The sequence below is a fragment of the Idiomarina sp. UBA4520 genome (genome assembly GCF_002388365.1).
GTDB classification, from domain to species: Bacteria; Pseudomonadota; Gammaproteobacteria; order Enterobacterales; family Alteromonadaceae; genus Idiomarina; species Idiomarina zobellii.
This window is the reverse complement of the sequence record NZ_DGMK01000017.1, coordinates 1-13,379: the sequence shown is the minus strand read 5'-3', so window position 1 is coordinate 13,379 and position 13,379 is coordinate 1. Positions and strand designations below refer to the sequence as shown.

The 13,379-nt window shown below is 46.5% G+C and carries 10 protein-coding genes; 4 read left to right on the top strand and 6 right to left on the bottom strand.

The window, feature by feature from the left end; all coding sequences use genetic code 11:
- The first annotated feature begins 77 nt into the window (after positions 1-77).
- Together ppsA and ydiJ are read left to right on the top strand one after the other, a co-directional pair.
- Positions 78-2,444, top strand: a complete 2,367-nt coding sequence (ppsA, locus tag B3850_RS07710; protein ID WP_286911610.1) for a phosphoenolpyruvate synthase — start codon at positions 78-80, stop codon at positions 2,442-2,444.
- Between the two features lie 2 nt (positions 2,445-2,446).
- Positions 2,447-5,476 carry a D-2-hydroxyglutarate dehydrogenase YdiJ gene (ydiJ, locus tag B3850_RS07705; protein WP_286873244.1) on the top strand — a complete coding sequence of 1,010 codons (3,030 nt, stop codon included), beginning with the start codon at positions 2,447-2,449 and terminating at the stop codon, positions 5,474-5,476.
- Positions 5,477-5,501: 25 nt separating this feature from the next.
- Here the strand turns inward: ydiJ and B3850_RS07700 are convergent, their stop codons facing one another.
- From B3850_RS07700 to B3850_RS07675, 6 genes are all read right to left on the bottom strand, one after another.
- Entirely contained in the window at positions 5,502-6,539 is a 1,038-nt protein-coding gene (locus B3850_RS07700) for a Glu/Leu/Phe/Val dehydrogenase dimerization domain-containing protein (protein ID WP_286911598.1), read from the bottom strand.
- A gap of 126 nt (positions 6,540-6,665) precedes the next feature.
- Positions 6,666-7,814 (bottom strand): cupin domain-containing protein, encoded by a 1,149-nt coding sequence (locus tag B3850_RS07695; protein ID WP_286873252.1) that lies wholly within the window; start codon positions 7,812-7,814, stop codon positions 6,666-6,668.
- Complete coding sequence (purB, locus tag B3850_RS07690; RefSeq protein WP_286873274.1) at positions 7,811-9,181, bottom strand: adenylosuccinate lyase; 1,371 nt, start codon at positions 9,179-9,181, stop codon at positions 7,811-7,813. Before purB ends, B3850_RS07695 begins: the two co-directional genes overlap by 4 nt.
- Positions 9,182-9,204: 23 nt before the next feature.
- Positions 9,205-9,825, bottom strand: a complete 621-nt coding sequence (hflD, locus tag B3850_RS07685; protein WP_286873254.1) for a high frequency lysogenization protein HflD — start codon at positions 9,823-9,825, stop codon at positions 9,205-9,207.
- The gene (gene mnmA, locus B3850_RS07680) at positions 9,822-10,937 is read right to left on the bottom strand and encodes a tRNA 2-thiouridine(34) synthase MnmA (RefSeq protein ID WP_286873256.1); all 1,116 of its coding nucleotides are present in this window, start codon (positions 10,935-10,937) and stop codon (positions 9,822-9,824) included. The genes hflD and mnmA overlap by 4 nt, the downstream gene beginning before the upstream one ends.
- Positions 10,938-11,015: 78 nt before the next feature.
- A complete protein-coding gene (locus B3850_RS07675; protein ID WP_286873259.1) occupies positions 11,016-11,594 on the bottom strand; it encodes a pseudouridine synthase in 579 nt (192 codons plus the stop codon).
- Between the two features lie 105 nt (positions 11,595-11,699).
- Here B3850_RS07675 and B3850_RS07670 point away from each other — a divergent pair, with 105 nt between their 5' ends.
- A complete protein-coding gene (locus tag B3850_RS07670; protein WP_286911597.1) occupies positions 11,700-12,452 on the top strand; it encodes a hypothetical protein in 753 nt (250 codons plus the stop codon).
- 18 nt (positions 12,453-12,470) lie between these two features.
- Complete coding sequence (locus B3850_RS07665) at positions 12,471-13,322, top strand: glucosaminidase domain-containing protein (protein ID WP_286911596.1); 852 nt, start codon at positions 12,471-12,473, stop codon at positions 13,320-13,322.
- Positions 13,323-13,379: the final 57 nt, after the last annotated feature.

Genomic DNA, 13,379 nt, shown 5'->3' with positions numbered 1-13,379 from the left:
CGATATTAACTTGTTGAGCTATAAAGTGTAAAATAACCGGCACTTCCATGCCTAAAAAATTAATTGAGGACTGTGACGTGCAAGAATACGTAGTGTGGTACCAAGATCTGGGAATGCAGGACGTTAATCGTGTGGGAGGCAAAAACGCCTCTCTGGGTGAAATGATCAGCAACTTATCGGGCGCCGGCGTTGAAGTTCCCGGAGGTTTTGCGACCACAGCCGAAGCTTATAATCAGTTTTTGGAGCAAAGTGGTCTTAACGATCGCATTCACGATTTGCTCGACAGCCTCGATGTCGATGATGTTCAAGCGCTTGCTCAGGCAGGTCAAAAAATTCGCCAATGGATAATCGACACACCATTCCAGAGCGAGTTTGAAAATGCCATTAAATCAGCATTTGAAACGCTGAGCGAAAACAACGACGAATTTAGTTTCGCTGTACGTAGCTCAGCGACGGCTGAAGACATGCCTGATGCATCATTTGCCGGACAGCAGGAAACATTCCTGAACGTTCGTGGCTTAGACAATGTGATGGAAGCCATTAAACATGTCTTCGCTTCATTATTTAACGACCGGGCAATTTCTTACCGAGTTCACCAGGGCTATGACCACCGTGGTGTTGCGCTTTCGGCGGGCATTCAGCGTATGGTGCGTAGTGATATTTCTTCCTCGGGCGTTATGTTCAGTATTGATACCGAGTCAGGTTTCGAAGATGTTGTCTTCATCACCTCGTCTTTTGGACTTGGGGAAATGGTTGTGCAAGGCGCTGTAAACCCTGATGAATTCTATGTTCATAAGCCAACGTTAGACGCAGGCCGTCCGTCGGTATTGCGACGCACACTAGGTAGCAAGAAAATCCAGATGATTTTCTCCGAAGACCGTGCGCACGGTAAGCAGACATTAATTGAAGACATCGACACAGAGAAAAGCCGCACGTTCTCAATTACTGACGACGAAGTTGAAGCTCTGGCCAAACAGGCGCTTATCATTGAAAAGCACTATGGCCGTCCAATGGACATTGAATGGGCGAAAGATGGCGTTGATGGCAAACTGTATATTGTTCAGGCACGTCCTGAAACGGTGCAGTCTAACCAGAAAGGCCAGGCTATTGAGCGTTTTGCTCTGAAAAGCAAGAGTGACGTAGTTTGCCAGGGCCGTGCTATCGGTCAGCGCATTGGTCGTGGTGTTGCACGAGTTCTCAATGACATTAGTGAAATGGACAAGGTTCAGCCGGGTGATGTGTTAGTGACTGACATGACTGACCCTGACTGGGAACCGATTATGAAACGCGCCGCTGCCATTGTTACTAACCGCGGTGGTCGTACTTGTCACGCGGCTATCATTGCGCGTGAGTTAGGCATTCCGGCGGTCGTAGGTTGTGGCGATGCAACAGATCATATTGCGAATGGTCAGGAAGTTACCGTTTCTTGTGCAGAAGGTGATACCGGCTATATCTATCAGGGACAGCTTGATTTTGACGTCACCGAGTCACGCATTGATGCTATGCCACCGTTGCCGCTGAAAATTATGATGAACGTTGGTAACCCTGACCGCGCGTTTGATTTTGCCAGTTTGCCTCATGCGGGTATTGGCTTAGCGCGTTTAGAGTTCATTATTAACCGCATGATAGGCGTGCACCCGAAAGCACTGCTGAACTATGACGCACAAAGTGATGACCTGAAAGCGACTATCGACCAAATGATGGCTGGCTACAGCAGTCCACGCGAATACTATGTTGCGCGTTTGGCAGAAGGTATTGCCACCTTAGGTGCTGCTTTCTCACCCGAACGTGTCATTGTTCGTATGTCTGACTTTAAGTCTAACGAATACGCTAACCTTATTGGCGGTAGTCAGTACGAACCGGGCGAAGAGAACCCTATGCTTGGGTTCCGCGGTGCTTCCCGCTATATCTCTGAAGAATTCCGTGACTGCTTTGCATTAGAGTGCGAAGCCATTAAACGGGTTCGTAACGACATGGGACTGACCAACGTCGAAATTATGATTCCGTTCGTGCGAACTCTTGAAGAAGGTCGCAAAGTTATTGAGCTTCTGGAAGAGCAAGGTTTAAAACAGGGCGAAAACGGCCTGCGCGTCATTATGATGTGTGAGTTGCCGTCGAATGCACTGCTTGCTGACGAATTCCTCGATATATTCGACGGTTTCTCTATTGGCTCTAACGACTTAACTCAGTTAACCCTGGGGCTTGATCGTGACTCGGGTGTGATTGCGCATTTATTTGATGAACGCAATGAAGCCGTTAAAAAACTGCTTGCTATGGCCATTCAAACGGCTAAGAAACGTGGTAAATACGTTGGAATTTGTGGTCAGGGGCCGTCGGATCATCCCGATTTTGCCGCTTGGTTGGTTGAGCAGGGCATTGACTCTGTGTCACTGAACCCTGACACCGTTATTGAAACCTGGATGTATTTGTCGGAACACCTATAAGTATGACCGCATTACCGAAAGTTTCAGCGGAAAGTGCGTTACCGGAAAACTACCAGAGCTTTTTAAAGTCATTAAAAGGCTCTGGATTCTCCGGAGAAATAGATGTGAGTTATTCGGGGCGGCTTATTGCCGCTACCGATAACAGCGTTTATCAACAATTACCTCAGGCAGTTTTATACCCTCAAAAGCAATCTGATCTTGTTCTGGTGATGAAGTTAGCCGGCCAGGATGAGTTTTCTGATATTCAATTTTCTCCCCGAGGCGGTGGTACTGGCACCAATGGTCAGTCATTAACCTCCGGCATTGTGGTCGACATGAGTCGACACATGAATAAAGTACTGGAAGTGAATGCCGAAGAGGGCTGGGTTCGCGTGCAGTCCGGAGTGGTAAAAGACCAGTTAAACGACGCGTTGCGCCCGCATGGCTATTTCTTCTCGCCTGACCTGTCGACCAGCAACAGGGCGACACTGGGGGGCATGATTAACACCGATGCTTCCGGGCAGGGCTCTTTGGTTTACGGAAAAACCAGCGATCATATTCTCGAGCTTAAAACCGTATTGCTTGACGGAAAGGTTCTGGACAGTGGTCCGGTGTCTCTTGAACAGGCTGAAACCATTGCTCAAGGTAGCGACAGGGTAGCAAAAATTTACCGTCAGGTTATAGACACCTGCGTTGGTGAAGAGCACTTAATTGCCGATAAATTCCCGCCATTGAATCGCTTTTTAACGGGCTATGACTTGAAGCACGCTTATGACCCCCAAGAGCAGGTTGTTGATGTTTCGAGAATTATTGCCGGTTCAGAAGGGACGTTAGGCTTCGTCAGCGAAGCCCGGCTGAACATTACGCCAATTCCCAAACACCGCGTGCTGGTTAACGTTAAATACTCAAACTTTCAGGCGGCTTTAGAGAATGCACCATTCCTGGTAAAGGCAAATGCGACGTCGGTCGAAACTGTTGACAGTAAGGTGCTGAACCTTGCGCGGGAAGATATCATCTGGAAGTCTGTGTCACACTTGCTTGAAGACGTTGAAGGCAAGCGCATGGACGGGATTAATATGGTCGAGTTTACCGGACTTGACCAAGATGACATAGATACTAAGGTCAATACGCTTTGTCAGCGCCTGGACAAACTCATTAAGAGTAAAGACAACCAGGGAGTTATCGGCTATCAAATTTGTGATGACTTGCCGAGCATACAGCTGATATATGCAATGCGTAAAAAGTCAGTCGGCTTGTTAGGAGCAACAAAAGGACGACGCAAACCGGTTGCTTTTGCCGAAGACACAGCCGTACCGCCTGAAAAACTGGCACCATTTATTAATGAATTCCGGGCTCTGCTAGATAGTAAGGGCTTAGATTACGGCATGTTCGGTCACGCCGACGCTGGTGTGCTGCATGTACGGCCTGCGCTTGATTTAACCGAACCCGCAGATGAAAGCTTGCTGCGAGAAGTGAGCGATGAAGTGGCTGTACTGACGCAAAAGTACGGCGGCTTAATGTGGGGCGAGCACGGTAAAGGGTATCGCTCCGAATATGCGCCTAAATTCTTTGGTGACGAGTTATATAAAGAGCTGCAAAAAATAAAAGCCAGTTTTGACGCCAATAATCAGCTCAATCCAGGCAAAATTTGCACGCCAATTAGCACAGAAGCTCAATTAGTTTCAGTGGATGCCATAAAGCGTGGCTACTATGACCGGCAAATACCTGTAGCTACGCGCGAGAGTTACCAAAACGCGATGGACTGTAACGGTAATGGTCTTTGCTTTAACTATGACACTGCATCGGCTATGTGCCCGTCTTATAAAGTGACACGCGACAGGCGTTATTCGCCGAAAGGCCGAGCAGGACTAGTGCGTGAGTGGCTGCGGCTCACACAAAAAGAAGGGTACGACGCGACACAGGCTCCTGAACAAAGCGGCTTTTTTGAAAAGTTATCGCGTAAGTTCAAACTATCGGATGACTTTAGCCATGAAGTGAAAGACTCCATGGATAAGTGCTTAGCCTGTAAGGCGTGTACCAATCAGTGCCCGGTAAAAGTCGATGTGCCGACGTTTCGTGCTCGGTTTTATGAGCATTACTACAGCCGGTATTTCCGTCCACTGAAGGACTACCTGGTTAAGAACGTTGAAAAAACCGGACGTCTGGCGAGTCGTTTCCCAACCGCTAGTAATATGTTGATTAATAACCCGGCATCTCGCTGGGCGCTTAAACATATTGTGGGTTATGTTGATACGCCGAGCTTCTCGACGCCGGACTTACTAACGGGGTGGAGCCAAAACGGCTTCGATATTTTAGATACCGGCGATATTCTGGCGTTAAGTGAAACGGAAATAAGCAAGACTGTTGTTATTGTTCAGGATCCATTTACCAGTTTTTACGAAGCTGAGTTTGTTTTAGCTTTGGGTCACTTGGTATCGAAGTTGGGTTATAGACCAGTACTACTGCCTTTTGCTGGGCATGGTAAAGCGCAACATGTGAAAGGCTTTTTAAAAGACTTTGATGAAACCGCGCGCAAGGTCACTGAACAGTTACAACCGCTTTCAGAGGCGGGTATTCCTTTAATTGGCCCCGATTCGTCGACAGCACTGATTTTTAGGGATGAATATCGAAAGGCCTGTAATGGCGAATTACCATCAGTCAATGTCAGCACCGTGATTGAATGGCTTATGTCTGTAGACTTTGAGACGCAAGATCAAAAGCGATCAAGTCACTATGGACTGCTCCTGCACTGCACTGAACAAAGCTTTGTTCCTGAGTCAGCGAAACAATGGCAAACGCTGTTCGCTAAGCTGGGCCTTACCCTGGATATTGTTAATGTCGGTTGTTGCGGTATGGCCGGTACTTTTGGTCATGAGGTTAAAAACCTGGATGACAGTATGGGCTTGTATCACATGGGTTGGCACGACGCTGTTCAACGTTACGGTAGTTCAGGAGTCTTGGTAACGGGGTTTTCCTGCCGCTCGCAAGTAAAACGGGTAGAAAAAAAGCGGGTGAAACACCCGCTCGAAGTTATCCTGCAAAGCCTGGTTTAATCACCAGGCTTTTTTATAAGCGTACTTACTGCTTGCCTTTGGCAATGATTTCTCTTGCCATCTCATCAGCAATAACACCCGTTGGGCGATCTTCCTCTTTAGCACGCGCAAACAGCTTGTCCAGAGTGTCGTAAATAGCGCGAACACGCTTATCCGTTTCTTCCAGACTCATGTTGGCCGCTTCAGAGCAGACATGAATAACACCGCCGGCATTAATGACGTAGTCGGGCGCATACAAAATACCCATGTCTTTAACAGCCTGATCATGCTTAGGGTTTGCCAGCTGGTTATTTGCGCTGCCGGCAATAACTTTCACCTTAAGTTGCTTCAGTGTTTCATCGTTAATGGTTGCGCCTAATGCACAAGGTGCGTAAATATCAGCTTCAACGCCGTATATTTCATCCAAACCAACCGCTTTTGCGCCTAATTCTTTAACCGCACGCTCAACAGACTCTTCGTTAATATCGGTAACGATAAGATCAGCGCCGTCTTCTGCACAGTACTTAGCAAAGTCATAACCGACCGAGCCTAAACCTTGCACAGCAATTTTTACGCCTTTTAAGTCTTCGCTGCCTAAACGGTGTTTTGCTGCCGCTTTTAAGCCCAGGTAAGTGCCCAAAGCTGTATGCGGAGAAGGGTCGCCGGCCTTGTCAGCAGTACCTGCTACGTGGCTGGTTTCTTTTGCAACGATGTCTATATCTTCAGTACGGATGTTGACGTCTTCTGCGGTAATGTAACGACCACTTAACGACTCGATGAAGCGTCCATAAGCACGGAATAGCTCTTCGCTTTTAATTTTTTTTGCGTCGCCAATGATAACCGCTTTACCGCCACCTAAAGGCAGGCCTGCCATTGCACTTTTATAGGTCATGCCACGAGACAGACGTAGTACGTCAGTTAAAGCTTCACCTGACGAGCTGTAATTCCAAAGGCGTGTACCACCAAGGCTTGGGCCTAAGGTTGTATCATGAATGGCAATAATAGCTTTCAAGCCAGACTCTTGGTCGTGACAGAATACAACTTGCTCGTGATTATCAAATTCAGGATGCTCGAATAGAGACATGAATTTCAATTCCTTATTGCTTAAAAAATTGCGCGAACATTACCACGTAGGGCAACCGTTCGCTACTGAATAAAATCAATAAATACGCGTATTCAAACAGGTGTTTATCAACTTCTCTTTACAGAATTATTCAGGTGCTTCATCAATGAAGAAATAGTAACCACCCAGGTTAATGACCTCGGCCAGAAAAGCCTGACTTTCCGGCGTTGAGAAGGTGGCTTTCAGCTCTGTAACATGAGCGCTGCCGTGCATTTTAGCCAGTTGCGTAGCGGCTTGCTGTGCCGCTTCAGGCACCTCGAGTTTTTCACCGTTTAAATAAAAAGTGTCATTATTTAAGCGCAGTAATCGGGCACCGGGAGCGCGCTCAATAAAAGCAGCGCCTTGCTCCAGCATTGCAGGTATTTGCTCTGCTGTTACAGGTAACTCAGGTTCTACCAAAGGACGCTTCGATTGCGATAGTAACCGGGCAATCAAGTCACTGGACTCGTCCGATGATATTGCTTCTATTAATAATGACTTAACAGCGTCTAGCTGCTGTTCGGTGATCTCATAGCCAGACGATGGTGCTTGACTGTCTGGATCTGTGTAGCGCTTGGTTAGCACGTCATTAGCCATAGCGCTGTCGCCCAGTTGCCACAGCAACTCAGCTTGAGAGGGAGCTCTAAAGCCAACGGAGTAATTCAGCGACGGCTCAAGTGCTATGCCGTCGTGTGGGCAGCCTGCCGGAATATACAACACGTCACCGCTTTCGAGTTCTTCGTCAATAACGACGTTAAAATCATTATTGACTAAGCAAAGATCCTCAGTGGGTTGCAACTCCTGTAACGGTTGACGGTTGCCCACGCGCCAGCGTCGCTTACCTGCGCCCTGAATAATAAAAACATCGTATTGATCGACATGTGGACCAACACCACCGTTTTCACAGGAAAAGCTAACCATGACATCGTCCAGGCGCCAGTCCGGCAGAAAGCGAAAGGGTTGCAGGAGTTCGCCAACTTCTGGCACCCACTCATTAACGGACTGAACTAATAGCGTCCAGTCCGACTCACCAAATGATTCATATTCTTCGAAGGGACCATGAATGACCTGCCAGCCTGAATCGGTATTGGCATTTGTCTGCACAATACGGGAATCCGCACCTTCTTCCATGGCTAAGCCCGCCAGTATTTCAGGGCTAATAAGATCTGAAAATGCAGCAAAGCCTTGCTTAATTAAACAAGGCTTTTTCTGCCAGCTATTCGCCAGAAAGTCTGCTATATCGTAGTTTAATGTCATACTAAATCATCAACAAACTGAACCGCACGGCCAATGTAGTTTGCCGGACTTAGCGCTTTCATTTCATCCTTTGCTGCGTCAGGAATATCTAACGCATCAATAAAGTCGCTTAAGTCAGCTGGGGTAATGCGTTTGCCGCGAGTTAACGCTTTGAGCTTTTCATAAGGCTTTTCAACACCGTAGCGGCGCATAACGGTTTGCACTGGCTCTGCCATTAGCTCCCAGTTGTCATCCAATTCGGCGGCCAGTTTGGCGTCATTCACTTCCAATTTGCTCAAACCTTTTTGTGTCGCCTGATAAGCAATTACCGCATAAGCTAAGCCGACGCCCAAGTTGCGCAATACCGTTGAGTCAGTCAGGTCACGCTGCCAGCGTGAGATAGGTAGCTTCTGCGCTAAATGCTGCATAATGCTGTTGGCAATGCCCAGGTTGCCTTCTGAATTTTCAAAGTCGATTGGGTTAACTTTGTGAGGCATGGTTGAAGAGCCGACTTCGCCTTCAATCGTTTTTTGTTTGAAGTGGTTCAGAGCAATGTAACCCCAGACATCGCGATCAAAATCGATAAGTACAGTATTAAAGCGTGACAGGGCGTCAAAATACTCAGCAATGTAATCGTGCGGTTCGATTTGAGTGGTATAAGCGTTCCAGTTCAAGCCTAAAGACTCAACAAAACGCTCAGAAATACCGTGCCAGTCAACATTTGGGTAAGCCGCAAGGTGGGCGTTATAGTTACCTACCGCACCATTTATTTTGCCCATAATATTAACCGCTTTAAATTGCTCAAGTTGACGTTCTAAGCGAACAGCAACATTGGCAAACTCTTTGCCCATTGTTGTTGGTGTAGCTGGTTGGCCATGGGTGCGAGCCATCATTGGAACGGCGCGGTACTCTTTAGCTTTGGCTTTCACATCGTCGAGCAGTTGATTCATCATTGGCAACAGTACGTCGTCTCGTGCCGTTGCCAGCATTAAACCATGAGACAGGTTATTGATGTCTTCCGAGGTGCACGCAAAATGAATAAATTCGGAGACATTATTGAGCTCATCGCTTTGTTCAACGGACTCTTTCAGAAAGTACTCAACCGCTTTAACGTCGTGGTTAGTCGTTCTCTCAATGTCTTTAATGCGTTCCGCATCTTCAACAGAGAAGTTTTCAACAATACCGTCGAGTACTGCATTCGCTTCGTCGCTTAATGCGGGAACTTCTTTAATGCCGTCGACAGTTGCTAACAATTGTAGCCAGCGTACTTCAACGGTTACTCGGAACTTGATAAGACCATATTCGCTGAAAATAGGGCGTAGCATTTCAGCTTTTGACGCATATCGACCGTCAACAGGGGATATTGCAGTGAGTGAAGATAAGGGCAACATACAAGGTTCTCCGAGTTATATTAAGCAAGTTGAAGTAGCTGCTGAGCGGCTTTCAGCATCTGTTTTCTTGAAAAAATGAAATGGCGGCGCTTACCACCGACTTGATTCCAGAGTATGGCACTGCGTACGCCAGCGAGTAACAGAGCACGGATATGATGCTGATTAGCATCGGACTTTAACACCTCTGGTTTACCATTGATTCGAATAGGCTGACCTAATGGGCTTATTAACTCACGGTATACGCCAGCCATACTTTCTAAAATGCGGTATTGTTCAAAGCCAAACTCTTCTTTTTGGCGCTTTATTTGTGAAATGCGCTGACCCAGCTCGTCCAGTACTTTGGGTTCTTTTAATAAACGTCTTGAAAGGTGCAGCATCCCTATTAAATAGCGAGTGACTTCAACATCTTTCTGAGAACTGCTGCCAATTTGGCGCACAAGTGTCTGTAAACCGGGCTGGATATTCGCTAGTCCGCCGTAAACCTGCTCGATGGAGTCGGGCGACTGTTGTAATACACTATGAACTAATGTGTCGGTAATGGATTCTGGATACAAACTGCCGCTGCGCGCTATTTTTTGTACTGCAGCGGCACTTAATGACATACCGGCTAAGGCAATAACTCGCTGTTGCCAGTCGTTCATAGTTTTACCTCAAAGTCGGTAAGGCGTTTTTCAATAATACCGCCCCCAAGGCAGACGTTATCGATATAGAACACCGCTGACTGGCCTGGCGTTACTGCCGCAACGGGGTCGTCAAACTCAACATGAACATCGCCATTATCTAATGGGGTTACCTGACAGGCGATATCGTTCTGGCGATAACGTGTTTTTACGGCACAGCGGAACGGTTCCGCAGGCGTTTCACGGTTCACCCAATGCAGCTGGCCGGCAATTAAGCCTTTAGAGTACAGGCGAGGGTGGTTCTTCCCCTGTGCAACAATCAGTACATTACGTTCAACGTCCTTATCGACCACATACCAAGGGTCGTCAGAAGCGTTAGCAAGTCCACCAATATGTAAACCTTTGCGTTGACCAAGCGTGTGGTACATCAAGCCTTCATGTTGCCCAAGAACATCACCATCGACGGTTTCGATGTCACCAGGCTTAGCCGGAAGATACTGTTGTAGAAAATCTTTAAACTTACGCTCACCAATAAAACAAATACCGGTAGAGTCTTTTTTATCCGCCGTTACTAAGCCTTGTTCCTCGGCAATACGTCGAACTTCAGGCTTTTCCAGTTCGCCAACCGGAAATAGTGTCTGCGCGATATGCTCATGACTCAGTGTATACAAGAAGTAGCTTTGATCTTTGTTATTGTCTAAGCCACGCAGCATTTGCCATTTTTTGCCGTCATATTGTCGACGAACATAATGGCCTGTGGCGATATAATCGGCGTCCAACGCTTCCGCGGCAAACTCAAGAAAGGCTTTAAACTTAATCTCTTTGTTGCACATGATGTCCGGGTTGGGGGTACGGCCGGCTTTGTACTCTTCCAGAAAGTACTCAAACACGTTATCCCAGTATTCAGCGGCAAAGTTAATGGTGTGCAGCTCAATACCCAGGGTTTCGCAAACTTTTTCTGCGTCAGCCAGGTCGTCGGCGGCCGCGCAATACTCGTCCGTGTCGTCTTCTTCCCAGTTTTTCATAAACAGGCCTTCAACATGGTAGCCCTGTTGTTTTAGAAGATAAGCTGAGACAGAGGAGTCGACCCCTCCGGACATTCCGACAATGACTTTTTTTACTGCATCACTCATAAATTTGCTCGGACGTTTTGGCGTACTAAAATTGGCGCGTATTCTATCATTTTCACCGTCACAGCGGTAGTCAAAGGTTTACCAAACCGGCGGCTCTTCACGCCATTGTCCTGGCTGTAATCTTTTTAACTGAAAAGGGCCGACTGCGGCTCTTATCAACCTTAACGTTGGTAGTCCAACGTGTGCTGTCATGCGACGAACCTGTCTGTTTTTGCCTTCTCTTATTTTTATGCAAAGCCAGGTATCGGGTACAGACTTTCGCTCTCTAATAGGCGGGTTACGAGGCCATAAGTCATTAGGCTCGGGCATAACAAAAGCTTCTGCCGGGCGCGTTATTCCGTCTTTGAGTTCAACACCGTTACGCAATTGCTCCAGTTGCTCTTCAGTCGGTTCGCCTTCGACCTGAACCCAGTATGTCTTCCATACCTTATACTTGGGGTTCGCAAGTCTCGCCTGATAGACACCGTCGTTGGTAAGCAGCAGCAAGCCTTCGCTGTCTTTGTCGAGACGCCCGGCAGGATAAACATCCTTATGAGGAATATAATTTTTTAAGGTATCATCGTCAGCTTCACCACTAAATTGCGATAGAACACCGTAAGGTTTATTAAGCAAGACCAATTTGGGGTTCGCAGGACGTTCTTTACGCTTTTTCTGCATGATACTCCTTCAGGGGTTATCGAATTTATTGGATTGTCGATGCGTATGCTCTAGTATAGCGGGCGCTATTTTAACCGACTCAGCAATTAAAGTGTGGTAATTTTTGTGAATGATAACAAGCTAATAGTAGGCGGCTCATTAACCGATGCGTTAACTGGTAAGTACGATTTTTCGTTAAAAAGTGTCATAGAGCAATCATTTAATGTCACAAAGAGCCATCTTGGCTCTTTGTTAGGCGGCTTTTTAATTTTATTCGGCATTAACGTGTTAATGGTGCTGGTACTGATTAATTTCTTTTCGCTGGAAAGTTTTGAAAACTCGCTGGAACTGCAGTTTGTCACCAGTATTATTCAAGCGGTTATTAATGCGCCATTGCTCGGTGGCCTTATGCTGATGGGCATAAAGCACAGCGTTGATATAAAAACAAAAGCGACACAAGTATTTGACGGTTTTCAGCGCTTAATGCCGCTTATTGTAGTCTCACTAATTGCGACCGTTTTAAATATTATTCTGACTTTGTTACTGGGGCAGTTACACCCGAATTTAGGGCTACTTGGCTCGCTGTATTTAACCGTGGTTCTGGCTTTAGCTATGCCGTTGGTTATCGAGCGTGGTACCAGCCCATTGAATGCACTGTATTACTCTTTCCGCATTACCCACTACAAGTTGCCAAAATTTATTGTGCTCTTTTTACTCATTATGGGGGCTTTGTTTTTGGCGATTATTCCATTTGGCTTAGGTTTGATTTGGATGTTGCCAATGATTTATAACCTGATTGGTGTGGTCTATAAAGAGATTATTGGCGTAACTATTATTAATAACGATGACCCAGAGCCGTCTGACAATATTTCTATTTAAGGCTTATTTGAGGAATGTATGCGAATAGTTACGATAATTTTATTCATTGTTCTTTGTATTGCGGCGCTGTTAACGCCTTGGTTTATTCCAAAAGAGCCACCTAAAAAGGAAGACGCTTCGGTCGTTGCACACTTACCGCCTATTCCGGATGTCGAGATTAAAACAACCATGCCTGAGTTTTCGGCAATGACAGATGTGTCCGAGAAAAAAGAAGCCTTTTTTAGCTTTTTACTGCCTATGGTTGAAGCGGAAAACATTCATATATTACATGAGCGGGCGTATTTAAAAGACGTTTATGGGCGTTTTCAAGAAGGCCAGTTAACCGCTGACGATAAACAAAAGATTGATGACTGGATCGAGTATTACCGTTTAGAAGAAGACATAGCCATTGATGACAACTTATTCGGCTTGTTAAAACGTCGTATGGATATCATTCCTGAAATGATGGTGTTGGTTCAGGCGGCTAATGAGTCAGGCTGGGGAACTTCTCGCTTCTCCCGGATGGGCCTTAACTTGTTTGGCCAATGGTGTTATGTGAAAGGCTGTGGTCTTGTCCCCAGAGGCCGCGAAGAAGACGGCCGTCACGAAGTCGCTAAATTTGACTCAGTGAATGATTCGGTAAAAAGTTACATGCGAAACATTAATACCCACGGTGCTTATTTAGACTTACGTTTGCTACGCGAGCAGAAGCGTTTAGATAATGAAGATATAACGGCAAATGACTTAATTGTCGGTTTGGAAAGTTATTCTGAACGTGGTGTTGAATATATTGAAGAGTTACGCGCTATGATACGGATTAACCGTCCTATTGTGAGAGAAGTGCGCCAGGAGCTAAACGCTGAAACGAGTAGTGAAGCTGCACCTCAATAACTTATACTAGAAATATAAAGAGCCCCGAAAGGGGGGTAGTGTTCAGAATTCTGTGTC

Coding starts and splice junctions, on each gene's coding strand:
- B3850_RS07675 (WP_286873259.1), bottom strand. CDS start 11,594: ATGCAGAAAAAGCGTAAAGAACGTCCTGCGAACCCCAAATTGGTCTTG.
- mnmA (WP_286873256.1), bottom strand. CDS start 10,937: ATGAGTGATGCAGTAAAAAAAGTCATTGTCGGAATGTCCGGAGGGGTC.
- ydiJ (WP_286873244.1), top strand. CDS start 2,447: ATGACCGCATTACCGAAAGTTTCAGCGGAAAGTGCGTTACCGGAAAAC.
- B3850_RS07700 (WP_286911598.1), bottom strand. CDS start 6,539: ATGTCTCTATTCGAGCATCCTGAATTTGATAATCACGAGCAAGTTGTA.
- B3850_RS07665 (WP_286911596.1), top strand. CDS start 12,471: ATGCGAATAGTTACGATAATTTTATTCATTGTTCTTTGTATTGCGGCG.
- B3850_RS07695 (WP_286873252.1), bottom strand. CDS start 7,814: ATGACATTAAACTACGATATAGCAGACTTTCTGGCGAATAGCTGGCAG.
- hflD (WP_286873254.1), bottom strand. CDS start 9,825: ATGAACGACTGGCAACAGCGAGTTATTGCCTTAGCCGGTATGTCATTA.